The sequence below is a fragment of the Prochlorococcus sp. G4PB17 genome (assembly GCF_059772445.1).
On sequence record NZ_CM186288.1, the window covers coordinates 1,019,803 to 1,043,194 of the forward strand.

The window sequence follows — 23,392 nt, forward strand, 5'->3', positions numbered from 1 at the left end:
AATCAAAAACCTGTCATTTCAGTAAATAAAGTTTTATTTTCGGCCGATTCAGAAAAACCTAATAGTACTTCATACTTGGTCTCTACTCCATTAGAGAGTTGTCCAACCCAGTAATCATAACCACTTTGATCTGGCAATCTTCCAAGCACATTATTGTAAATTGTATTTATAAATTGACCATAAGTTAAATTTGACCCATACTTTTGCTGAAATTCAGCTGATTGAAGAAAAGAACTTGCGACAACTCTCTCACTATTAACCCCCGATGTTCTCTGGGTAATCCAATACTTGAGGCCACTAGGATCAGGGAATCTTTTAAAAGCTGCATTATATAAACGAAACATTTTCCCAGTAATGTTGTCTTTTCCAGTAACAAGATCGAAAGTACCTTTAATATCAGTAATAGCGCTAATATTTTGATCAGCAAACTGTATATTTGGTAGTCCTGTTATGTCATCAATGCCCTTCTCTGTCACTATTTGATAGGTTTTGTTCCCTGAATTATAAAATTTATAATCGCTATAGTTTCCTGAGTAATTCTTAACTAGAGAAACATTCTTTGCTTCAACTAATTGATCTGAAAATTCTACCCATTCAATATTTTTTAACTTATTTTTTCCATCTGGTGCCAAATATCGTTTATCATTAACTATTAATTCATTAATGCTCCATCCTTTTGTATCTGAAAAAAGAAGTTTATTGCTGAATATATAGTCTTTATATTTACCACTAAAAATAACTTTATCTGATCCTGATCCTCCATCAATTACATCAGAACCTTTACTTGAATAAATAATATCATCTCCTTCACTTCCATTAATGATGTCATCAGCAGCACTACCTTTTAGCACATCATTATTTATAGTTCCTTCTTCAACATTGTTAGATGAAGTTAAATCTATTTTTTGCAATGTAGCGTTATTTACTTGAATTACTTGTTGATTACTCGCTGAAGATGTAAGTAAGTTTTCAATTTGATCTGCAGTTAGATTTTTATCATAACTCTTTAGCAAAGCTGCAATGCCAGCAACATGAGGTGCTGCCATTGACGTCCCACTTGCTATTTGATGACCTCCTCCCTTCCAAGCAGAATAAACCCCTTGCCCTGGAGCAGTTACATAATCCAATTTTGTTGAACCTGCCTTATCACACCAATAGGTGATAACTTTTTTAATATCCTCAGCACCAACAGCGATCCCATTATACAAAGCATTTTTTGCGGGATAACTTGGATCAGAGAAGCCAACCTTGGTATTCTTCCAGCCTTGATGACCATTCCCTGATGCCATAACACATACGACACCTTTACTACTTGCATATTGAATAGCATTGAATACACCAAATTTTTTACCATGATCCCAAGGAAAAGTTCCAAGAGACATATTGATGACATCTGCTCCATTATCTACGGCATATCTAATTGCTTTGTCTAAAGTATTTCCCGTGCCACCCTTTCCTAAGACTTTTAATGGCATTATTTTTGCGTCATAAGCCACACCAGTGATTCCAATCCCATCATTTGCTGCTGCTATTGTTCCTGCCACATGTGTTCCATGACCATTTGTATCTTCAGGAATAGAGTCATTATCAATAAAATCCCAAGGTTTAAATATTTTGTTCTTAAATTCATGGTGATCCATATCAATTCCTGTATCTAAAACTGCTACCACTGCTCCGTTACCTGTACTTCCCTTGAATGAGCCAGTTCCATTCCAGACTTCTTTCGCTCCAATATTATCTAAACACCAAAAATTTCCTCCATCATCTGGTCGAGACAAAAGATCAATTCCTAATAATTTTTCAAAAGCTTTCTCTGCACTTGCTGAACCATAACCATTAATATGGCTGAAAGTAGCTTGGGATGCTGATACAGATTGTGCATAAATTGTATAATCTCCTAAATCATTGTCTCCGATATCTCCAATATCTAAATAATAATCACCTGATTTAGTCGGTGTAAATAAAATTCTTGCATCATCTAAATCACCACTTCCACTATCATTATCATATTTAAGAGATATTCCTTGTTCATCTCTTAAATGTAAAAATGAATCAATTGAATTCGATTCAACAGAGTCAAATTGGTAAGTATAACCCTTAAGAAGTGAAACCTTAAACCAATCTCTATCTCCATTAAAGTCAAGTGAACCGACTAGAGAAGAACCAATAGGAATTGTTCCTTTTGTACTAATATTTCCCGCATAATCATCTACATTAGATGAACTAGAAATACTCTTGGCAAAAACATCATATGTTCCACTATTTTTATTATCTATATCACCAACACCAAGAAAATAAACTCCACCATTTTTGGAGGTATACGTTATTTTTGCATCATTAGCATTACCGCTATCATTATCGTAAGCCAGACTTTTTCCTTGACTATTTATTAGGTGAAGATAAGGATTAATATCATTTTTTGCTTTAACATCAAACTGATATTTTGAACCTTTCAATAGAGAAACTTTGAACCAATCCTTATCACCAATGAAGTTAATTTGACCTGATTTTTTTCCCCCTATACTTACCTCTCCAATTGTATTTATATCATCACTATAATCATCACTAGTAGTCAATGTTTTTGAATGAATCGTATACTCACCAATATTGCTATTAGTAAGATCTCCAACAGATAAAAAATAATCTCCTGATGAAGTAGCGGTGAATTTGATCCTCGAATCATCAGTATCAGATCCGCCATTATCATCAAAGGCAATATATGCACCTTTACTGTCACGAAGATAAAGGTAGGGATCAATTAAACTCTTTTCGGTTACATCAAACTGATATAAATTTCCTTTAATTAGAGAAATCTTAAACCAGTCAGAATCACCCTTAAAATCTATTTTTGCTATAATTTTTTCACCATTTTTCAAAAGCCCAGTAGTAGAGATATTTGAACTATAATCATCAGCAATAGACAAGATTGTTGATTTAATTGTATATAAACCAGTTGTGTAATGATCTTTATCTGCTATATCGATAAAATAATCTCCAGTATATGTCGCTGTATAAGTTATCTTTGGATCATCTCCTGATCCACTATCATTATCGTATTTCAAACTTGTCCCTGCACTATTTCTCAGGAACATATCAAGATCTAAATAGTTATATTCCTCAGCGTCAAATTGATATGTATAACCCTTAATTAATGAAACTTTAAACCAATCAACATCTCCTTTAAAATCTATTTCTCCTGAAGTTTTAACGCCATGAACTAATTTACCTTTAGTGTTTTTATTTCCAGAAAAATCATCATTTGAACCTATTTGTTTGGCTTTAATTGTGTATGCTCCTGTTGTGTAATGATCTTTATCTGCTACATCGATAAAATAATCTCCAGTATATGTCGCTGTATAAGTTATCTTTGGATCATCTCCTGATCCACTATCATTATCATATTTCAAACTTATCCCTGCACTATTTCTCAGGAACATATCAAGATCTAAATAGTTATATTCCTTAGCCTCAAATTCATATGTAAATCCCTTAATTAATGAAACTTTAAACCAATCAACATCTCCTTTAAAATCTATTTTAGCGGAAATATCTTGACCAAAAACTAATTTACCTTTTGTACTTACATTCGCAGAATAATCATCATTAGAGCCTATTGAACCAATTAACTTTGATTTAATTGTATATAAACCAGTTGTGTAATGATCTTTATCTGCTACATCGATAAAGTAATTTCCAGTATATGTCGCTGTATAGGTTATCTTTGGATCATCTCCTAATCCACTATCATTATCATATTTCAAACTTGTCCCTGAACTATTTCTCAGGAACATATCAAGATCTAAACTATTAGATTCAATTGCCTCAAATTCATATGTAAATCCCTTTATTAGATAAACTTTAAACCAATCAATATCTCCTTTAAAATCTATTTTTCCAGCTTTACTAACACCAATCGATAAACTACCATTCGTATTTAGATTTCCACTATAATCATCTGTTGCTAATTTCTTTGCTTTAACTGTATATGCTCCTGTTGTGTAATGATCTTTATCTGCTACATCGATAAAATAATTTCCAGTATATGTCGCTGTATAGGTTATCTTTGGATCATCTCCTAATCCACTATCATTATCATATTTCAAACTTGTCCCTGAACTATTTCTCAGGAACATATCAAGATCTAAACTATTAGATTCAATTGCCTCAAATTCATATGTAAATCCCTTTATTAGATAAACTTTAAACCAATCAATATCTCCTTTAAAATCTATTTTTCCAGCTTTACTAACACCAATCGATAAACTACCATTCGTATTTAGATTTCCACTATAATCATCTGTTGCTAATTTCTTTGCTTTAACTGTATATGCTCCTGTTGTGTAATGATCTTTATCTGCTATATCGATAAAGTAATTTCCAGTATATGTCGCTGTATAGGTTATCTTTGGATCATCTCCTAATCCACTATCATTATCATATTTCAAACTTATCCCTGAACTATTTCTCAGGAACATATCAAGATCTAAATAGTTAGATTCAATTGCCTCAAATTCATATGTAAATCCCTTTATTAGATAAACTTTAAACCAATCAATATCTCCTTTAAAATCTATTGAACTATTTGTTTGTCCTCCAATAGATACTTTACCAGATGTGTATATATTAGAAGAGTAAAAAGGTTGAAGATCCATTAATAATTGAAGCAGACTTTAGAAATCAATGTTTTATTAAATCAATTATCCTGTATTCAGAAAAATTTGAATAAAAATGGTCAGGGCAATCAAGAATAGTCTTAAAGGATAGTCTTTCTAGCTTAACTATTCTTCTCAAATGCATCAGAAGGTTTAATGCAAAGTTATTTAGCTCAAATTTTTCTTTAGACAAGCTGTAGTTCAACATGTGCGGTTTCAAGTTTTCAATAGGTATAACAAAAATATACAAAAGCAGAGGGTGAAAGTTGTGGGAAGTAGAAAAAACTCAGATACATCAATCAAATTGGTTCTTCTTAGTTTAATCAATTAAACAATAAGAATGAATTTTTTTTCTTTCACATGAAAACTTCTAAAGGGGATATACAAGCTTGCACAATGGAAAAATTCATTTTCTATTAATACTAGAGCAATTTACTTTCAGAAAAATTGCTAGAAAATTGAGGCCCTAACGAAAAGCATGTTTGTATGTTAGTGTCATTAGCTGGTTGATTGTTTATTGATTCCTCAATAAGGGTTTATGACTTCTACTACAAAAATTGAAGAAATTGACGATAATTTTAATCCGCTTTCTCAGCATTTAACTTCAGAAGTTATTCGTTCTCGCCTTTTGAAGGAAAACGTTTCTTTTTTCGCTAATGACAATATCGCTGATCATATTGAACCAGGTGAGATAGAGGATTTAGAAGCTGAAGTTGCAGGCAGAATAAGAGATTTATTAAAAAGTTTAATTATTGATATTGATAATGATCACAACACATTAGAGACCGCAGAAAGGGTCGCTCGGATGTATATCAATGAAGTCTTTAAGGGCAGATATCATAAACAACCAAAAGTAACAAGTTTCCCAAATGTAAAAAATTTAGATGAGATTTACACTGTCGGACCTATGACTATCAGGTCTGCCTGTTCTCACCATTTTGTACCAATTATTGGAAATTGTTGGATTGGAATTAAACCTGGGAAAAGAGTGATTGGTTTATCCAAGTTTTCTCGAGTTGCAGATTGGGTTTTTTCTAGGCCACATATTCAAGAAGAAGCTGTGATGATTCTTGCTGATGAAATAGAACGCCTATGCGAGCCGCAAGGATTAGGAATCATAGTTAAAGCAGATCACTATTGCATGAAATTAAGAGGTGTCAAAGAATCACATTGCAGCATGGTTAATTCCGTTGTAAGAGGTGATTTCAGACACGATCCAAGCTTAAAACAAGAATTCTTTGAACTCGTCAGACAACAGGAAACAGCCTTGTCTAGATAGTTGAATTTAATTTCTTATTATCAATACTTTGCTTTCACTTGGGCTGACCTAGGTCAGTCCTTTTTTTATGGTTATTTGGCATAAGATTTGGCATAAACTCTATATTCTTTGAATTGAGTAAATATAAGTCTCGTTCTGCTGGAATTAGAGTGAGGCCCTCGCAGGCCTCGTGGATCAATTGGGTAATAAAGTTACTAATTCCTCCAACGATAGAAATTCAGATGAGATTTATACACTTGGGCGAATAACTGTTAGATCTGCATGTTCTCATCACTTTGTTCCAATACTTGGAGATTGCTGGATAGGAATAAAACCAGGTGAAAAAGTTATTGGAATTTCTAAGTTTGCAAGAGTAGCTGATTGGGTTTTTTCTAGACCACATATACAAGAAGAAGCTGTAATGATTCTTGCTGATGAAATAGAACGTTTGTGCGAACGAAAAGGTCTAGCAATCCTTGTAAAAGCTCAACATTACTGTATGAAATGGCGAGGAGTAAAAGAACCCTGTTCAACTCAATAGTTAGGGGTGATTTTCACCATGATGCAAGTTTAAAGCAAGAGTTCTTCGAACTTGTTAAACAACAGTCAAACTTCGGCAAAAATTACTAAATCTATTTCAATTAATTTTTAGTTAATTACAACTTAAGAAAGACTTTCTCAGAGAAAAGAGGGATCTAATAGTTAGAGGCGATAAGAAAGTAAAAACGGCCTGTTACTACTCCTAACTGCGATAATCAAATCTTCACCTGTGTGCCATATCCATTGTTGCTCAGAAAAAATATCTTCAACATCAACATTTGTTCCAACCGGAGAACCAAAACGATAACGCAATCCTGCTAAGACCTCCGTCATATTTTCGTTGTCAATTTCATAAGCAAGTTGTCTTAATCCAGCCTCCTTTTCAATTCGAACTTTCAGGGCATCTAAAGGCAAACCACTGATTTGAATATCTTTCACTTCGAACAAATTCTGATTTGTATTTTCTTTGATAGGAATTAAGGAGACACCAAGATGTGTCTCTACATTGGATAGATTCATTCCCCATTTTAACCCTTCAACACATGCATCAACTGGTTGAGAAAAAACTTGAAAAAGGAAAACACAAACTATAATCAAATTATATTTAGACGCCTTATTCATAGTTGAGTTAACGTTTTTAATCTTGATAATAGATCTCTAGAGACAAATAGTCATTGTATACACTCTTCATAACAATATCTCGACAATTGAGATAATGACCTTAATATTGTCTACTGGATTAGCTGAATCGAAGTAACAAAAATTAGAATCAGAACTTGAATGTGGTTTTCACCAAAGCTCCATTAACGTCCTCTTTACCATCTTTCTCGATAACAAAGATAGCTGGAGTAACAATGACGCTATCATTCACTGTAAAATCATAAAAAGCTTCCCAAGCCCTAGGATCATCATAGCCACTGTCATCTCTATGTGTTTCGGCTGTTCCAAAACCAACTCCAAACTTATTCCCCTCAATAAACGCATCATGTCATAGGAAGCCAACAGACCAGGTATTACCATCCTCCACCTTATTCGTTGCAGTATCAGGACTATCCTCGTTTTCAGGATTCTTCCAACCAATACCAGCATTCAGGCTGTAGTCGTCTCCGAATTGTTAACTACCACTAATTCCATAAGAAGAGTAATCATTCACATCAGGAGAATCATCAGTATTCCCGTTATCCGCTTGAGTATAAGCCGCTGCAAGAGTAAATTTCTCATCAACCCATGCCAACTGAGTTGTTATGTGATCTTTACCTTCATCAGTTAAAAAGCCAATCGAAGAATTTGATGCGTCTTCTGAAACGAAGAGTGCAGAAGCAACTAGTTTGACATGGGACCAAGTAATACCAGCACCAGCTCCCATTTTTTTGAAATAAGTATCATTAGCTCCTGCCTGGCTTAACACAAACAAGACTCCATCGCCTGGGTAAGCACTTGGCCACACACCAAGCAAATCATCTTGACGAAGCTTGGGGCCAAAAGTTACTTGAATATCTTCTCCAACAGGGAATTGGTAATAAGCCTTGTGAAGTTCTAACGAATCACTACTACTGAAAGCAGTATCTAATCTTGCCTCACCCATCATCCCGAAGGGCTCCATCATCCCAAAATTACCTATGCGAACAGCAGTCTTAAGCATGTCTTGGCCAGTAAAACTGGTCATAAAAATGAGCTTTGTATCGTAATGAAAAACTGTCCCATCCTTGTCCTCAGAAGTAGACATTCCACCCATTCCAGAATCGCTTACACCATCTACTCCACCCAAAACAAAAGTCGTTTGATCCATAAACATAGTTGAAGGGTATGAATCCCCCACCTTCATGTGACTACCATGGCTATCATGATGACCTTTATGATCGCCACCTCCTGCTTCAACAGCCATTGGAGCCATTAAGCCTAAAGCAGCAGGAATTAAGATTAATCGAGAAAAGAGCTTTACAGATCTCATAAACGCTAGTAAAACTAGTAAAACTATTCATGAGAGAGAATAATCTCAAGAACTTGCGAGAACAAAAATAGATGTGCTTTTTGCTACAAATATTTAAGGTCTTTTACTGACAACGCTAACTATTTAACTAGCCTAAAGCTAGACGAACTAGATAAACCTAGAAAGATGAACAATCTCAAGCATATTTTCACGTCCATCATTATTTCTATTTCGTTTTCACTGATGGGATTCTCAGGTAATTCACAAACAAACGGAACTCCTGCACTTTTTGAAACAAAAGCAGAAGCTGAAAAAGCAGCAAAAAATCTCAATTGCACTGGAGCTCATAAGATGGGAGATAAATGGATGCCTTGCAAAAGTCATACAGATCATGAATCTCAAGATGGGCATCACCATCATCACTAATATTGTTAGATAATGACAAATTCAAATAGTACCGATCAGAACAATTCCGAAGGTCCTTCTCATTGCGGCAGTAAACCAAAAAAAATTGCATTTGGGATAGCACCACTAGGATTTATATCCATTGGTATTGTTCCCATGGGAATTATTAGCATTGGGATTGTTCCCATGGGTGTCGTTTCTATAGGCGTAGTGGCTATGGGAGTCGTTAATGCCTCAATAGTAGGAATGGGTATATTTTCAGCAGGAATAACAACTATGGGTCTAAAGGTATGGAGTCCGGAAAATAATGCTATTCAGGAGTCAATAAACCGTTCACATTCTCCTTCCTCAAAAAATATATATGCTTATCCAACTAAATCTCAGGCAGAAATCGAAGCCAAAAAACTCGATTGCGTTGGCATCCATAAAATGGGGAAGTTATGGATGCCTTGCGCGACGCATTTCAATCCAGACTAATCTTTAAAGTTTAAATAATTGATAGTTTTTGTATTAACTAATTGGGAAGACACTAAAACAATTTATTGAATTTTAAATACAACTAAAGGGTTCATTAACGTCGAGAACTGATGTAAATTTCTCTAGGAATATATATCTTCGACTAGAATTGAACCCTTTTCGCAAATTTGTTTCTGTGAGGGGAAATTCCTAACTGAACAACAACATTGACCTCTATCTGAATTATTTATCCAATTAATTATCCCTGTTCGAATTGGTTGAGGACATATTTCTCCCTCTTTAAGTTGATTAATTTCATCGCTTGTTAATGGGTCCCCATGTTCAAAAAAAAGAGACTCTTTAAGTCTGAAAGAACATCTGTCATCCCATTGATCAAAACAGTTTATGTGATTTATAAAATCATTCCATGCTTCTTTTATTGATTTATATCCCTTCCTTTTTAACTCTTTTTTAAAAACAGCCTTGATAAATTCATTAAAATTATGTAGTTCCTGAGATGTAAAAGCTGGAGTTTTTCGAGTTTGAAGAACTGATAATTCAATTTTCTTCTCTATTAATTGAAGTCTGTGTTCAATCGATTGGAATCGAGACTCTATCGATTCAACAGGAAGGTTTTCTATTTGATTAATAAAGCAATCGGAAACAAAAGCAACCAATGACTTTCCTGAGATTCTGGCAGTCTCCTTAATCTTCTCTAAGAGTTTTGGATCAATACTTACATTGAGTTGGGTTCTCTTCATGAGTTAATCAATGAAAGGGTGGAAATAACCAATTAATCTGATTTTATTGAATTCAAAACCATATCGTTACTATTTTCAGATTTCTTGATCTTTAAAAACCTATATATATCTTTTAATCACTCGATAAAGTTTTTCATAAAAGAAATAAAAGTAAAAATAAATCTATTTATTATTTGGTAGCAATATCAATGAAATCACACAAAGCACACTAATCAATGGTCCAGGAGGCAAATTCAGAATCATAGCTAGCGAAAAGCCTATCAAAGATAAAATCAATCCAAATATGGAGGATCGAACCATTGCAATCCATAGAGATCTTGCTTTCTGTAACCCCAACAAAGTTGGAGTTGAAAGTAAAGCAATCACGAGAATGACTCCCACTGCAGACATTGAGCTCACAATGACAAGTGCCGTAGTAAAGCCAAGAGCCAAATTTAAAAAAGATACATTAACTCCAATTGAAGCAGCTCCTTCTGAATCAAGACCAATATGAACAAGCTTGTCGTAACCAAAAAGCATCAAGCAAATAAATACCGAGAAAGCGGTCAAAGTTCTTAGCAGATCACTCAAATTTGCAGTTAATAAATCTCCAAATAAAACAGCCTCCAAATCAATCCTGATTCCTAGTAGAGGTATAAGCAAAACACCTAGGCCCATGGAACCTGCAAGAATTGTATTCATAACTGTTTCATAATTTTGATTTTTTTTATTTGTCAAACTTTCTGCTGCAATAGCTCCTACCAAGCCGCTGATGACACCACCAATAGAAGGATCTAAACCAAGCGCCATAGCCAAAGCAAGACCTGGCAGCACACAATGCGAAATTAAATTAACTTGAAGAAGCCTTTTGTGAGTGATCAATACAGTTCCCATGGCAGGGCAAAGTATTCCTGAAAAGGAAGTTATCAAAAGAGGAATTATCCACCAATTTGTATTGAAAAAAGACATTAAGCTAATGATTCAGTATGGTCAGTTAAAGAGATCAAGTTAAGATCTTGCTAATGAGTACAAGCAAGCCTGAAATCACTAAACGGCAACAACAACTTCTCAATGAACTCAAGAACTGTACTGATGAATTGAGTGGGCAAGAGCTGCATAGACAACTTCATAATGGTGAAAAGGCGATGGGACTGACCACGGTCTATCGAAACCTGCAAGCACTAGTAAAGCAAGGTTTGATTCGTTCCAGACATCTTCCCAACGGTGAGGTTCTTTATGCGCCCGTGGAAAGAGATATTCATCATTTAACTTGCGTAAGCTGTGGAGCAACCACACGCTTGAAGGAATGTCCGGTCAAAACGATGGATCTGTCGAAAAACACTTCTAAAAACTTTGAGCTTTTGTTTCATACTCTTGAGTACTTTGGTCTCTGCCAAACTTGCTCTCAGCAATTGAATGCTGGATAAGAGTATTTGAATATGAATCGAACCTATAACTTCCATCTCAAATAATTAATTGAACTAAGTTTTTCTTGAACTTCCTGAGGGCTACCAGAAGCCAAAATAATTTTATCTAAAACAACAACCTTGTCATAGGCATTTAAAGATGTTCCCCAGTCGTGACTACTAACAAAAACCGTGAATCCTGAATCAGCTAGCTGACGAATGATTAGCAGGAAATCTTCTTTAGCCGGAGGATCAAAGGCGGAGCAAGGTTCATCAAGAAGAAAAATTTTGGCTGGATTCATTAATGTTTTTGCAAGTAATGCTCTTTGTTGCTGTCCACCAGACAAAGCATCAAGTCTCCTTTTCGCTAAATGAGATATTCCAACACGTTGAAGAGCCGCTTCTAATTCACAACAAGTCGATTTCGAATGATTGACTCGACCCAAAGAAACTAATCCTTCAACAGTAATTGGAAAATTCCAATTGAGCTTCCCCCTCTGAGGCATTAAAGCCACTTGAGATCGATTATTTCGCAATGGTTTCCCATCAACAGTAATTTCCCCTTCATCCGGTTTACTACTCCCTTGCAGCAAGCTTAATAATGTGGACTTACCAGCACCATTCGGACCAACAAGAGCAGTCAAAGTACCTTGCTCAAGCTTAAGAGAAACCTTGCTTAAAGCAGGTTTAATTTTACTTGAATAAGAATATGTCAAATTTTCAGCAATCAAGCTAGGCATCAATTAGAGGATTTGCTGACAAGAAACATAATATACTTGCCAAGACTAAATGAAAATGATTATCGTTTTAGATACGCTTTGTATTTTTAATGTTGAATTTTTCAAATCAGTCCAAAAAGGTTAAACCCATAATCAATAAAACAGTTCTCAAAAGTTCTCTTGTTGCTGGAGCATTTTTATTTTCTGGAATCAATCAGACAGCGCAAGCAAATACAAAATCAATTGTTGCAGTAGAGCCATTGGTTTGCGATATTGTATCTGCGATTGCACCAGCCTCTACGCCCGTAACCTGCTTAATTGACAGAAATCAAGATGTTCATGATGTCAAGATCACTCCAAGGCAAGCTCAAACACTAAAAAGTGCGAATCAAGTATTTACTCTTGGTTCAGAGATGACCCCTGCAATTAAAAAATGGTTAGATAATCCCTTAACTGTTGTCGTTGGAGTAAGTGCAATAGAAATAGACGATCATGACGACCACGATGATCATGACGATCATTCAGCTGCTAAGCATGATGATCATGGCGATGCCCATGAAGAGGGAGCTTTTGAATGGGCTGGTGTTTTTGATCTTTCCGCAGGAGTCTACAAATGGTCTTTCGCCAAAGTTGATGGAGACTATGCTGATCCTGCGATGAAAATGGTTATTCTTAAGTCTGGTGATATTGAAGCATCAGAAGAGCTTGCTAAAGAATTATTAGGATCCAAAAATTCAGAAGTCCTGCGCAATAATGACAAACTTATTGCGCAGGACAAAGCCTACCTTCTTACATTTAATGAAAAGAAAGACATCACAACATTTACTGTAGAAATAAAAAAATCTGGTAAATACGCTTTCTTTACTGAGCATATGCCGTTTGAGTTTGAAGCCGATGAACATTTCTTTAAAGATGTTTCAGGCGACGAAGTTGAACCGATTGCCCAAGTACCAGATGAAGGAGATCATCATCACCATGACCATGGAGGCTTAGATCCTCATATCTGGCATGATCCACATAACATCATCAAGATGGGAAATGTAATTTCTAAAAATATCAATAAGAAGATTTCATTCTTTGATACTGAAACTAAAAAAGTTTTAAAAGAAAAAACTCAATCTGTAAATTCCATTTTGGAAGATCTAGATCAATGGACTCAAGAACAAATAGCTACTATTCCCTCTGATCAAAGGACGATGGTTTCTAAGCACAAATCCATGGAATATTATGGAGATGCATTTGGATTGAAGACCATGAGCCTACTAGATTTTCTTGGTGATTCATCCAGCCTTAGGCCTCAAACTATTTCAACTGTATTAGCTGAGCTTAAAGAAGAAAACGTGAAAGTTTTATTCGCTGAGCAAAAGCCTCCTTCAAAGCTATTGAGAAACATCAGTAGACAAACTTCCACTCCTATCGCATCAACTCAAATCTATGTTGACGGTCTAATGCCAACAGGGAATACTGTTTCAGTTGCTGTACATAACACCTGCACAATTGTTAATTCACTTGGTGGAGAATGTGATGAGCAAGAGGGCGATGAACTTGAGGGGAAATGGAATTCTTTAATTAATCCTTAACTTTTACAGATACAATCCAGTCTAATTTTTAAATGTTGAAGGTATGGAAAAAAATGTTTCCAACTAAAGGATATAAAGTTTACAAACAACACTGGGAAGACCAGGTAAGTTTCATGGATAAACCACCATGGGATAAAGATAAGATATTAAAACTTACTGTCGCAACTGATTTTGATGACAATCTAAAAGTACTTCAATTTACAAATCATTCGCTGAAAAAAGAGAATAGCAAGCTTACAGTAAGACTAAAAGTTCCTTACAATTATCGTGAGTTTGATGACTTTGAATTAAAATCACTTGAATTGTTGGGTATCCAAAAGAATTGGCTAACTGATATTGCTCTTGATAGCACTCATTGTTCGCATCGTTAATTAAAGAAAATGAGCAACACGCAAAAAGTACCGGTTACAATACTGACTGGTTTTCTAGGATCTGGCAAAACAACCCTACTCAATCGAATCCTGAGCGAAGAGCACGGTAAAAAAATAGCTGTTATTGAGAATGAATATGGTGAAGTTGGCATTGATCAGGGATTAGTCATCAATGCTGATGAAGAGGTCTTCGAGATGTCTAATGGCTGCATCTGCTGCACCGTTCGGGGAGATCTTATTCGTGTACTTGGAAACCTCATGAAGAGGAGAGACAAATTTGACTATGTATTAGTTGAAACTACTGGCCTTGCTGATCCTGGTCCTGTAGCTCAGACATTTTTTATGGACGATGAAATCCGTGAGGAGTTTTCACTTGATGGCATAGTCACACTTGTTGATGCAGCCCATATAGAGCAACAACTTGGTCGTAGTGATGAGAGTTCGGAGCAAGTTGCCTTTGCTGATGTCCTTGTCCTAAATAAGACTGACCTAGTTACAGACGAGTCACTTGATAATTTGGAGGCACGTCTACGCGATATGAATCGTATGGCTCGTGTAATACGAAGTAAACAAGCAGACGTCTCAATTGACACTGTGCTAAATCTTAGTGCTTTTGATCTAGATCAAGTACTTAAGCGTCGTCCAACTTTTCTTGAACCAGAATATCCATTTGAGTGGACAGGTGTGTTTTCACTTGAAAAAGGTCGCTATGAACTTACGCTCGAAGAAGGTCCTGATCCCGTAATGTCACTCGTCCTTTTGTCAGACCAAGGTAAAGACGAGACAGCTCTCAATACAGGTGCTGAGTCATGCGTGAGACTCTACGCCGAACAAGAACAACCTATGAATCCCGGTGATATAATTCCAGTCGGCAAACATGTGAGCCTTCAACTTCAATCCGAAGGGACTAAGTCTTTCCTAATAGAGGTTGACAAGGCAAGAGAGATAGGTCTATTCACCCAACATACAGCCGAGGAATTCAATTTAAAAATAACTAAGATAAAACCCTCAATTGCTGACGATAAAAATAATGATCAAGACGTTTCCTTAATCACTCCAATAACTGAGAGGGTTTGGGTAGCAGAACACGAACACGATGACGAAGTTGGTTCATTTGCTATCGAGCGAGTAGGCGATGTAGATCCAGAAAAACTCAATAAATGGTTAAGTAGGCTCCTATCAGAAAAAGGTATAGATATATTTCGCACAAAGGGATTCATTAGTTATGCGGGAGAGTCTAGGCGAATAGTTTTTCAAGGAGTACATATGCTCTTCACAGCTCAACCTGATAAAGAATGGGGCAATGAAACTCGGCGTAACCAACTCGTCTTTATCGGTAGAAATCTTGATGAAGCAGAAATGAGAAAAGAGTTTAATAAATGTCTGGTATAGAAGCATTTAGTCCCAAGGGAATGCTTCATGAAGGTTGGTCTGCTCAAGCTGACGACTACGCGATTGTCTGCGGCTGGGCACTAAAAGGTAAAACTTTTTTAGTAGGTGATGTCGCTGGTGGGCTTTACGCATTTGAGGGGAATTCTGGAAAGCTCATTTGGCAAATAAAAGATATCCATAAAGGTGGCTTACTAGCAATGTCTATTCATCCAGATGGAAACACTTTTGCAACTGCTGGCCAGGATGGACATGTATATATCTGGGAAAGCCAAGAGGGTAAGCCAACTAAAGACTTAGAACTTGGGAAAGGATGGGTTGAGCACATCAAGTGGTCCCCAGACGGAAAATTTTTAGCAGTAGTTTTTACTAAATACGTATATGTTTTTGATGAAAAAGGTCAAGAACATTGGCGATCAGGTGAGCATCCCAGCACTGTCAGCGCTATTTCTTGGTCTAGTTCAAATGAATTAGCAACAGCATGCTATGGCCAAGTAACTTTTTTTGATGTAGTAAGCGACAAGATTAATCAAAAGCTGGAGTGGCGAGGCTCACTGGTATCCATGGTGCTTAGTCCAGATGGAGACATAGTGGCATGCGGCAGTCAGGATAATTCTGTTCATTTCTGGCGTCGTTCAACTGATCAAGATTCAGAGATGACTGGCTACCCAGGGAAACCAAGCCACCTAGCTTTTGATCAAACCGGCACAGTCCTTGCTACCGGGGGTAGTGATCGAGTGACAGTTTGGAGTTTTCAAGGCGATGGTCCTGAGGGCACTGTGCCAGGAGAGTTAATGCTTCATACGGAACCCATTTCATGCCTTGCTTTCTCACATAGCGGAATGCTTTTAGCTTCTGGCGCGCGCGATGGTTCAGTTTTTTCTTGGTTTCTACAAAAAGATGGGCAGGGTGATCCAGTTGGTGGTGCATTTGCAGGTGACCTTGTAAGCCAAATCGCTTGGCATCCTGATGACACTGCCTTGGCTGCAATAAATGCAAACGGAGGAATTAGAGTTTGGGAGTTTAAGGTTCGGACAAAAACGCCACCTCAAGGATTCGGATAAGGTCAACATTTCTTATTTACAATAGATACTCGAGAGCTGCTGGATTGCCATTGCATAGAAAATTAAAAATTCAACAAAAGGAGTTTTTACTGATGCATAAATATTCCACACAACTTATATCTGGTTATATTCCACCAGAGGACTCCATGAAAAAAACAATTCTTTGGCTTCAAGAATTACTCATTTCAATGGGAAATGCTCTATTTCATCCTTATCAAGAGAACTCACCTCCAAGTTTTGAAGCACAGCCTTTCAGGGATGACCCGTATAAAAATCGCGGGATTGCCTAAGTAAAAGTCAAAATTGTTTTGAATTTTCAAGAGGGGTCCAAATGGGCCTCTTTTTTATTAACTATTTACGAGAGGAAAAAGTAACGACCGAACCATGAAGAATTAGAGAATGTGCTTTAATATACGCATGAATACACCGATTAAGAAGAAGTTCAGCACTAGCAATCCTGGCGTTAACTTAAAAAAAACCGACAACAAACAACCTACTTGGCATTTTGAAGTAGAAGGTAGCGGTCAACGCAAGAGATATTTAAGGTCTCTGAAAGAAAAAACTGCCGCTTAATTATTCTTTTTTAATTAAAACAACTTCATCTAAATTAAACATACCTGCTAGTCAAACACGAGGTAAAAAGTCTGTTTAAATTTTTATTGAAATGGTATTTTCAGGTGATTTAAATTATCCAGAAATCAAAAACTTAAAGAAAAAATTTCTATGAATTTAATAGCTAGCTATAGAAATAAAGGCTTTGAATCTGTTGCAGATGGTGTGATGTCGTTTTTCGATCGTCGTACAGACTTGCATCGCAATGGAATCGCCTTCAGTAATGGGGCAAATAATGACTCAGATCCTGCAAAAATCTCCACTGATATCAGCCTTGTAGCTATAGATCGAACTGATCCAGAATCATTTGCTTTGTCTGAAGTGATAATTAGAGGAGTAAACGCTGGTGTTCAAAAATACCTTCAAGAACGGCCACTTTTTAGCGAATGTGCTCCAGAAAAATCTCTCTTTGTTAACCCCATTTTCAACTTACAACGTTATGCTCCTGGGGAAGGTTTTAAAAAATGGCACTGTGACTGGACTATTAGCGAAGAAGCGACCGAACCAGTTCATAGAGTCTTAGCTTGGATTCTGTATTGCAATGATGTCGATTCAGGAGGAACAGAATTTCACTGGCAGGAATATCATGAAACAGCGGAACGAGGAAAACTAGTTATTTTTCCCGCTGGTCTTACACATATTCATAGAGGTCGAATCAATAAGACTCATTCAAAAACAATTGCGACCGGATGGATCAATGCCGGTTCACGAGATTCATACATTTCTAGACTGGCTAGATAGTTAATTACTTATTTCATTCATTTAATAAGACCTCTCATTAGGAATATTCAATCTTATTGTCTCTAAATTCTTTAACCGAGAGTTCAGATATAGATTGATAATAATTTTTGAAGAAACATCAACAGATTGAGAATGTATTGTGTATTATTTATAAACGTTCAGCTCTACTAGAGTCGCAGTTAGATTCAAGCCATGGAACGGGGACTTGAACGATAACATCTATTTTAATGACTGAACTTACTTACAGAGGACTTAAGTACACTCAAACTAAATCTGCTAAAGGATCACAAGAGGTGCACTTGCAATATTGTGGTCATGAAATCATGAGTAAGAGAATCCACGAAGCTATGAAAGCTGAAATGGGTTGAAAAGGTTAAAAAAATTTATTTCCTCTAGTTAAATATAATTTAAAATTATATATTTTTACTATCTTATTTTTAAATAAACAATAAGATATTTCTTTAAATAGTGAATCAATAATTACAGATTTAATTTAATTAATGTCTTAAAAATATTCTCTTTCAAGTTCAACATGCAATACGAGCCAGGGACAATAGATTGCCATGTCTTCTTAGACTGCAAAGAGCAAATAGAACAAAGGCTACTTAGATTATACAAAGTAGAAAATACTGAGCATATTTGCAATAAACTTCAATCTATTTATCAACAAATAGAAGGTATGCACGAGTTAAAAAAAGTTTAACGAAAAAAGATTATTTCCAATCAAGCATTAAGTAAATAAAATAAACTTACTCTAATTATTGATAGATTTTTGATTTTGTATCAATTAAGTCTTAACTTACTCAACTAAATTACTTATAACTGTTTTATCAGAAAACCCGTTCCAATGTTTTCTGTAGGGAGGTTAGCAATACTGGGAAGGGTTATGACCTCCCTCTCTAATTTTAAAGATAAAAAATAAATTTATTAATTAAATCCTAGTTTCAAAGTCCCCCAAAGATAAATGCTCCAAATAAAAAAACTATAAATACCAAATCCCATGCTTTCTGCTTAATAGCCCAAGGAGCAAAAAAGACCTCACCTATCCCATGAAGAGCTGCTCCAACTCCTAGGTGATCTAAAACCAAAAGGCCATGAGATAATAAAAACAATCCACTAGTAAAGTACTCTCAAAAGTAACTATTAATCTCGCAATAGCTCATGGAATTAACCGTCATGTTGGTTCTATAGAAGTTGGCAAACTAGCAGACTTTGTACTTTGGAAACCAGGATTTTTTGGAATCAAGCCTGACTTAGTAGTCAAAGGAGGATCTATTGCATGGGCTCAAATGGGAGATACAAATGCATCCATTCCTACTCCACAACCAGTTCATGGACGTCCAATGTTTTCTTCCTTTGGTAAGGCAATAAATCCTATATGCCTCACTTTCTTGAGTGAGTCTGCAATTGACGCTGGTGTACCTGATCTTCTTAAATTAAATCGATCATATGCTGCCGTTAAAACACAAGAAAGATATCCAAACAATCAATGAAACTCAATCAGGAGAGGCCAGAGATAGAAGTTGATCCCCAAACATATGAGGTTTTCGCGAACGGAGAGTTATTAACTTGTGAACCTGCAGAATCACTACCACTTTCACATAGATATCTATTACTTTGATTAATTATGATTCAGGTAAAGTAATTAAACTGCAATTGGATCATCTGAATTAGCAGCAGATACTCTTAGACGTTGCTCTAGATGTGGCCCATAGGATTGGATACCCCAAATCTCTAATTGTGATCCTTCTGGTGCCATTGATGAAAAAACTTCTTGAGGGGAAATAGCTCTTTCTAGAAAAAATCTATCAGGACCAATGCATTTCAATATGACCAAGCTTGAAGTAATGTTCCTATAGGAGAAATCGACCATAACTTTTAAATATTTTTCGGAATTAAAACAAAGATATCAAAAAATATTTGTAATTTTTTATACAAAAAAAAGGAGCGTGGATTATAAAAAATTTATAAAATCGTCCAAGCTAAACGACTGCACTAAAATTCTTAGGTTATAAATAAAATAAAGATTTATGATTTCATCTAATACAGGGATCCGAGTCAAAAATATACTAAATCGAATAGAAAATAATCAATTAGTTACATTAGAAGAAAGAATTTTTCTTAGTAAATTATCCAGCGTATCTGTAGTTATATCAAGTTGGATTAACTCTGCTCTTGGCCCTGAAGCAAGCTCAATAGATAATGACTAATTATTTCTTTTAAGTTTCATTATTAAAATAAATAATCAAAAATAAGCACAGAAGCTCAATCAATCACCCACACTTTTTATAATCTTACACAACTTATCTAAGGATAATTAAATAAATATTCCATTAAGCATTCATTTATAAATTATTTAATTAAAAACCCGGGATAATCTAAAAATGTATTCATAAATACAAAATAGTTGTTAATTATGTATTTATTAATACGTCAAATTACCACCGATATTATAAAAATAAAATGCTCTTATTTTGTGTGAGGACACTATGAAGCTTTTTTCACGTTTATTAGTAGCTCCTGCAGCTTTGGGCCTAATGGCTCCAGTCGCAGCAAATGCAGACACTGCATTTGCATCAACAACAACTCTTTCTGGTTCTGCGGTTTTCACAACTGGTTCAGTTGCAGATGGCGGAACATCAGATGCAGAAGAAGAGCTTTATATGCAGTATGCATACAGCCTTGACTTGAACTCTAGTTTCACAGGCGAAGACTTATTCTCTGCAGGTATTGTTTCTGGTAATGCTAGTGGTCCACTTGCAAGCATGGATAGTGCTGAGACAGGTGACCTCAATGTTCAATCTCTTTTCTACAATTTCCCAGTTGGTGATCTTTCAGTAACTGTTGGACCCTTGGTTGATCAGGATGATGTTGTTGCAGCAACAACTTCTGCTTATTCAGACGCTTTCAGACTAGGCGCTATGCCTTACTCTTTAGCTGGTAACGAAACTGGTCCTGGAGTTGGTGTTGCTTACTCTAATGACAACGGCGTAGTTGCTTCTGTAAGTTTCGTTTCTGTTGGTGGTGCTTCTTCTACAGTAGGAATCGGTGCTGATGATGGTGATGATGTTTCAACTTTCACACTTGGCTATAACGGCGACGGCTTTGGTGGCGGTCTTGTAATCGCTTCTAACGACGGTGAAGGCGGAACAGCCGGATATGACACATTCGGTGGCGGTATCTACTACAGCCCAGAATCAATTGATGCAACATTCAGCGTAGCTTATGATACAACAGATCCAGAAACAGGTGCTGATGCAACTGACTTGTTCTTTGGTGTTGATTACCAAGTTGGTCCAGGAACATTAAGTGCTGCTTACAACTCAACTGATGTTGATGGTAGTGATTCTTTAGATTCAACTGGATTTGAAGTTTCTTACACTTATTCATTGAACGACAACGTTACACTTACTCCTGGTTTCTTCACTGTTGAAGATACAAGTACTGGTGATGACGACACAGGCGTTGTTGTTGAAACTGCATTTAGCTTCTAGAATCAAAATTTAGTTAACTCCTAATAAAAAACCTCCTATTAATTAGGAGGTTTTTTATTGATAAATACAAAAAATTATTTAATATTTGAAATAACTATTATAACTTTATGGTCCAATATATTTATTTGTTTTTTCATTAAGCGTCTTGATTTTATTAGAGCCTCATATGGATCAAGTTCCTCTAATCTCATCACATCCTCATAAGGATCAGGGTTGATTTCATTATTTTTTGTAGTTTTTTCATTTTCTTTTACTAAATAATTCACTTTAATTTGATTGATTATGCAGCCATATCAGAACTTAAACCTCTATCTCTACTGCCTTTGAACCACTTCATTTGGTTGGTAACACGATGTCCATTAGGATATAAGTAATTAAGATTTTCAAAATTAATAAGCTTTTCATTTTTATTAAATTCATGATGAGAATTATCAACTTTACTCTGATTAGATTCCATGATAAATGATATAACTAAATTATTAAATCTATTAATTTAGTAGATTGATGTCCATCATGAACAAAATGATGATTTCCAAACTTTGCAAACTACTCGAATAAAATTAATTATTTACATAAAGTTCTTCAATTAATTTTTTATTATTTGTAGTTAAATATCAGATATATAAAAAGGCAGCTTATTTAGCTGCCTTTTTTAAAACAAATTGTATCTAAAAAATTCTTAAAAATATTTAAATGGGAAAAATATTTTATCAGGGCCAGCAAGCATAACCGAAGCAGCAATAAGAGCGGTTACTATTTGAACGCCAATAAATTGTTTTTGAAGGTATCGATAAGAGCCAGATGCAGAGAGCTCAACTTTTGGTTCGTTCTCTGGTAATCCATAATAGTAAATCTGAGAAATTTGAAAAAAGATCACTAAACCTGCAATAGCAGCCAAGGGATTAAATCCACCAAATGTGATTGTTGAAAATGGGATTGTTGAGTAAAGCATTAAAAAAAGCATTTCTCTTAACTGGTAATCATTACAGCATTAATTTGAGAAAATGCTTAAAGAGCTAATAGACTGAAATCTAAAATTAATTAAAATTTCAACAAATATCATTAATCTTTTCCCTGACAGGTTGATAGCGAAAAAGCAGAAACTAGAACTTATGCAACTATGAGTTTTTTGGTCTAGCTTTTGTAACTCTAATTGCTCTACCCATCCATTCAACATCTTGAAGATCATCGATCGCTTTTTGTTCTTGTGATTCATCGCCCATATCAACAAACGCAAAACCTCTTTTTCTACCAGTTTCTCTTTCTAAAGGCAATTTACAATTAGTGACTTCTCCATAACTGCTAAAAACCCCGACAATATCTTCTATTTCAGCATCAAATGAGAGATTCCCGATGTAAATAGTCATTGGATAACGGACCTAAGAAGTAATAATGAATGGTCCGAAAAGGAATAAACCTCAATTATTTGGCTGATCAAGCCAAAACTTGAGGAAAGCTATTTGGATAATTCAAAAAATATTCTAGATCTTTATCACCCAAAAAGGATAAAACAAAAATTTGCTTTATCGTCCTGTAAAATTAACTGACTTAATTTTTTATCTTTTTGACACAAGTAACTGTTGGAGAAAACGAAGGCATTGAATCAGCACTTCGCCGTTTTAAGCGTCAGGTTTCCAAAGCTGGCATCTTTGGTGAATTAAAGCGTCTTAGGCATCATGAAACTCCAGTTGAAAAATATAAGCGCAAATTACAACAAAGACGCAGAAGTAGAAGAAGATAACTAAAATTCAATCAGCAAAAATAATTCAAATTATTCATTACTCTTATAGAGTTTTTAATGGAAAAAGAAAATTGTTGGGTTTGGTTTAAAGGTTCACTTAAAGGAGGAGGATCATGGAAGGGAGGTTTTAAATATAAAAAAGATGAAAATCCAGGTATTCTTATTCAAAGCACAGCTTACGTTCAATGTCGTGTTCCTGAATGGCGAATAAGGACTACAGAGCCATTGGATAAATACAAAGGTCCTGAGATACCTAAAAACTCAGTCTGGAAAATTTTATAGAAAAAAGCATTA

27 protein-coding genes and 3 pseudogenes are annotated in these 23,392 nt (G+C 35.5%); 18 read left to right on the top strand and 12 right to left on the bottom strand.

Annotation, left to right across the window (positions count from 1 at the left end; genetic code table 11):
• Positions 1–2 precede the first annotated feature (2 nt).
• A complete protein-coding gene (locus AC6EJB_RS06175; protein WP_498490480.1) occupies positions 3–4,652 on the bottom strand; it encodes a S8 family serine peptidase in 4,650 nt (1,549 codons plus the stop codon).
• A 538-nt stretch (positions 4,653–5,190) separates the two neighbouring features.
• Between AC6EJB_RS06175 and folE the strand changes: the two genes are divergently transcribed.
• Complete coding sequence (folE, locus tag AC6EJB_RS06180; RefSeq protein WP_498490481.1) at positions 5,191–5,931, top strand: GTP cyclohydrolase I; 741 nt, start codon at positions 5,191–5,193, stop codon at positions 5,929–5,931.
• Positions 5,932–6,118: 187 nt separating this feature from the next.
• Positions 6,119–6,540, top strand: a pseudogene (locus AC6EJB_RS06185) (GTP cyclohydrolase I); the annotation flags it as partial.
• Positions 6,541–6,612: 72 nt separating this feature from the next.
• Here the strand turns inward: AC6EJB_RS06185 and AC6EJB_RS06190 are convergent.
• Both AC6EJB_RS06190 and AC6EJB_RS06195 read right to left on the bottom strand, forming a co-directional pair.
• Entirely contained in the window at positions 6,613–7,071 is a 459-nt protein-coding gene (locus tag AC6EJB_RS06190) for a hypothetical protein (RefSeq protein ID WP_498490482.1), read from the bottom strand.
• Positions 7,072–7,564: 493 nt separating this feature from the next.
• Complete coding sequence (locus AC6EJB_RS06195) at positions 7,565–8,401, bottom strand: porin (RefSeq protein ID WP_498490483.1); 837 nt, start codon at positions 8,399–8,401, stop codon at positions 7,565–7,567.
• A gap of 222 nt (positions 8,402–8,623) precedes the next feature.
• On the opposite strand from AC6EJB_RS06195, the gene AC6EJB_RS06200 reads away from it, so the two are divergent.
• Both AC6EJB_RS06200 and AC6EJB_RS06205 read left to right on the top strand, forming a co-directional pair.
• On the top strand, positions 8,624–8,806 hold the full coding sequence (locus AC6EJB_RS06200) for a DUF3721 domain-containing protein (RefSeq protein WP_498490484.1): 183 nt from the start codon (positions 8,624–8,626) through the stop codon (positions 8,804–8,806).
• Positions 8,807–8,818: 12 nt separating this feature from the next.
• A complete protein-coding gene (locus tag AC6EJB_RS06205) occupies positions 8,819–9,262 on the top strand; it encodes a DUF3721 domain-containing protein (protein ID WP_498490485.1) in 444 nt (147 codons plus the stop codon).
• A 122-nt stretch (positions 9,263–9,384) separates the two neighbouring features.
• Here the strand turns inward: AC6EJB_RS06205 and AC6EJB_RS06210 are convergent, their stop codons facing one another.
• On the bottom strand, positions 9,385–10,002 hold the full coding sequence (locus tag AC6EJB_RS06210) for a hypothetical protein (RefSeq protein ID WP_498490486.1): 618 nt from the start codon (positions 10,000–10,002) through the stop codon (positions 9,385–9,387).
• Positions 10,003–10,164: 162 nt separating this feature from the next.
• Positions 10,165–10,950, bottom strand: a complete 786-nt coding sequence (locus AC6EJB_RS06215; protein WP_498490487.1) for a metal ABC transporter permease — start codon at positions 10,948–10,950, stop codon at positions 10,165–10,167.
• A gap of 53 nt (positions 10,951–11,003) precedes the next feature.
• Between AC6EJB_RS06215 and AC6EJB_RS06220 the strand changes: the two genes are divergently transcribed.
• Complete coding sequence (locus tag AC6EJB_RS06220) at positions 11,004–11,408, top strand: Fur family transcriptional regulator (protein WP_498490488.1); 405 nt, start codon at positions 11,004–11,006, stop codon at positions 11,406–11,408.
• 23 nt (positions 11,409–11,431) lie between these two features.
• On the opposite strand, the gene AC6EJB_RS06225 is transcribed toward AC6EJB_RS06220, so the two are convergent.
• Positions 11,432–12,127 (bottom strand): ABC transporter ATP-binding protein, encoded by a 696-nt coding sequence (locus tag AC6EJB_RS06225; protein WP_498490489.1) that lies wholly within the window; start codon positions 12,125–12,127, stop codon positions 11,432–11,434.
• An 89-nt stretch (positions 12,128–12,216) separates the two neighbouring features.
• Between AC6EJB_RS06225 and AC6EJB_RS06230 the strand changes: the two genes are divergently transcribed.
• From AC6EJB_RS06230 to AC6EJB_RS06265, 8 genes are all read left to right on the top strand, one after another.
• Entirely contained in the window at positions 12,217–13,686 is a 1,470-nt protein-coding gene (locus AC6EJB_RS06230) for a metal ABC transporter solute-binding protein, Zn/Mn family (protein WP_498490490.1), read from the top strand.
• 53 nt (positions 13,687–13,739) lie between these two features.
• Positions 13,740–14,057 carry a hypothetical protein gene (locus AC6EJB_RS06235; RefSeq protein ID WP_498490491.1) on the top strand — a complete coding sequence of 106 codons (318 nt, stop codon included), beginning with the start codon at positions 13,740–13,742 and terminating at the stop codon, positions 14,055–14,057.
• A 9-nt stretch (positions 14,058–14,066) separates the two neighbouring features.
• Complete coding sequence (locus AC6EJB_RS06240; RefSeq protein ID WP_498490492.1) at positions 14,067–15,449, top strand: CobW family GTP-binding protein; 1,383 nt, start codon at positions 14,067–14,069, stop codon at positions 15,447–15,449.
• On the top strand, positions 15,437–16,510 hold the full coding sequence (locus tag AC6EJB_RS06245) for a WD40 repeat domain-containing protein (protein ID WP_498490493.1): 1,074 nt from the start codon (positions 15,437–15,439) through the stop codon (positions 16,508–16,510). Before AC6EJB_RS06240 ends, AC6EJB_RS06245 begins: the two co-directional genes overlap by 13 nt.
• A gap of 92 nt (positions 16,511–16,602) precedes the next feature.
• The gene (locus AC6EJB_RS06250) at positions 16,603–16,800 is read left to right on the top strand and encodes a hypothetical protein (RefSeq protein WP_498490494.1); all 198 of its coding nucleotides are present in this window, start codon (positions 16,603–16,605) and stop codon (positions 16,798–16,800) included.
• Between the two features lie 127 nt (positions 16,801–16,927).
• Complete coding sequence (locus tag AC6EJB_RS06255) at positions 16,928–17,083, top strand: hypothetical protein (protein WP_498490495.1); 156 nt, start codon at positions 16,928–16,930, stop codon at positions 17,081–17,083.
• Between the two features lie 150 nt (positions 17,084–17,233).
• On the top strand, positions 17,234–17,863 hold the full coding sequence (locus AC6EJB_RS06260; protein ID WP_498490496.1) for a 2OG-Fe(II) oxygenase: 630 nt from the start codon (positions 17,234–17,236) through the stop codon (positions 17,861–17,863).
• Positions 17,864–18,090: 227 nt separating this feature from the next.
• Positions 18,091–18,231 carry a hypothetical protein gene (locus AC6EJB_RS06265; protein WP_498490497.1) on the top strand — a complete coding sequence of 47 codons (141 nt, stop codon included), beginning with the start codon at positions 18,091–18,093 and terminating at the stop codon, positions 18,229–18,231.
• 559 nt (positions 18,232–18,790) lie between these two features.
• On the opposite strand, the pseudogene AC6EJB_RS06270 reads toward AC6EJB_RS06265, so the two are convergent.
• Positions 18,791–18,975, bottom strand: a pseudogene (locus AC6EJB_RS06270) (DUF8641 family protein).
• A 9-nt stretch (positions 18,976–18,984) separates the two neighbouring features.
• On the opposite strand from AC6EJB_RS06270, the pseudogene AC6EJB_RS06275 reads away from it, so the two are divergent.
• A pseudogene (locus tag AC6EJB_RS06275) lies at positions 18,985–19,484 on the top strand (amidohydrolase family protein); the annotation flags it as partial.
• A gap of 24 nt (positions 19,485–19,508) precedes the next feature.
• Here AC6EJB_RS06275 and AC6EJB_RS06280 read toward each other — a convergent pair.
• Positions 19,509–19,736, bottom strand: coding sequence for a DUF1830 domain-containing protein (locus AC6EJB_RS06280; RefSeq protein WP_498490498.1), 228 nt, complete (start codon positions 19,734–19,736; stop codon positions 19,509–19,511).
• A gap of 157 nt (positions 19,737–19,893) precedes the next feature.
• On the opposite strand from AC6EJB_RS06280, the gene AC6EJB_RS06285 reads away from it, so the two are divergent.
• Both AC6EJB_RS06285 and AC6EJB_RS06290 read left to right on the top strand, forming a co-directional pair.
• Positions 19,894–20,073, top strand: a complete 180-nt coding sequence (locus tag AC6EJB_RS06285) for a DUF8638 family protein (RefSeq protein ID WP_498490499.1) — start codon at positions 19,894–19,896, stop codon at positions 20,071–20,073.
• 279 nt (positions 20,074–20,352) lie between these two features.
• The gene (locus tag AC6EJB_RS06290) at positions 20,353–21,357 is read left to right on the top strand and encodes a porin (RefSeq protein WP_498490500.1); all 1,005 of its coding nucleotides are present in this window, start codon (positions 20,353–20,355) and stop codon (positions 21,355–21,357) included.
• Positions 21,358–21,431: 74 nt separating this feature from the next.
• Here the strand turns inward: AC6EJB_RS06290 and AC6EJB_RS06295 are convergent, their stop codons facing one another.
• From AC6EJB_RS06295 to AC6EJB_RS06310, 4 genes are all read right to left on the bottom strand, one after another.
• Positions 21,432–21,623 carry a hypothetical protein gene (locus AC6EJB_RS06295; RefSeq protein ID WP_498490501.1) on the bottom strand — a complete coding sequence of 64 codons (192 nt, stop codon included), beginning with the start codon at positions 21,621–21,623 and terminating at the stop codon, positions 21,432–21,434.
• A 14-nt stretch (positions 21,624–21,637) separates the two neighbouring features.
• Positions 21,638–21,814, bottom strand: coding sequence for a hypothetical protein (locus AC6EJB_RS06300; RefSeq protein WP_498490502.1), 177 nt, complete (start codon positions 21,812–21,814; stop codon positions 21,638–21,640).
• Between the two features lie 222 nt (positions 21,815–22,036).
• Complete coding sequence (locus AC6EJB_RS06305) at positions 22,037–22,309, bottom strand: hypothetical protein (RefSeq protein WP_498490503.1); 273 nt, start codon at positions 22,307–22,309, stop codon at positions 22,037–22,039.
• Between the two features lie 166 nt (positions 22,310–22,475).
• A complete protein-coding gene (locus AC6EJB_RS06310; protein WP_498490504.1) occupies positions 22,476–22,724 on the bottom strand; it encodes an RNA recognition motif domain-containing protein in 249 nt (82 codons plus the stop codon).
• A 197-nt stretch (positions 22,725–22,921) separates the two neighbouring features.
• On the opposite strand from AC6EJB_RS06310, the gene rpsU reads away from it, so the two are divergent.
• Both rpsU and AC6EJB_RS06320 read left to right on the top strand, forming a co-directional pair.
• Complete coding sequence (gene rpsU / locus AC6EJB_RS06315) at positions 22,922–23,098, top strand: 30S ribosomal protein S21 (protein WP_011295405.1); 177 nt, start codon at positions 22,922–22,924, stop codon at positions 23,096–23,098.
• Positions 23,099–23,155: 57 nt separating this feature from the next.
• On the top strand, positions 23,156–23,380 hold the full coding sequence (locus AC6EJB_RS06320; RefSeq protein ID WP_498490505.1) for a hypothetical protein: 225 nt from the start codon (positions 23,156–23,158) through the stop codon (positions 23,378–23,380).
• Positions 23,381–23,392 lie beyond the last annotated feature (12 nt).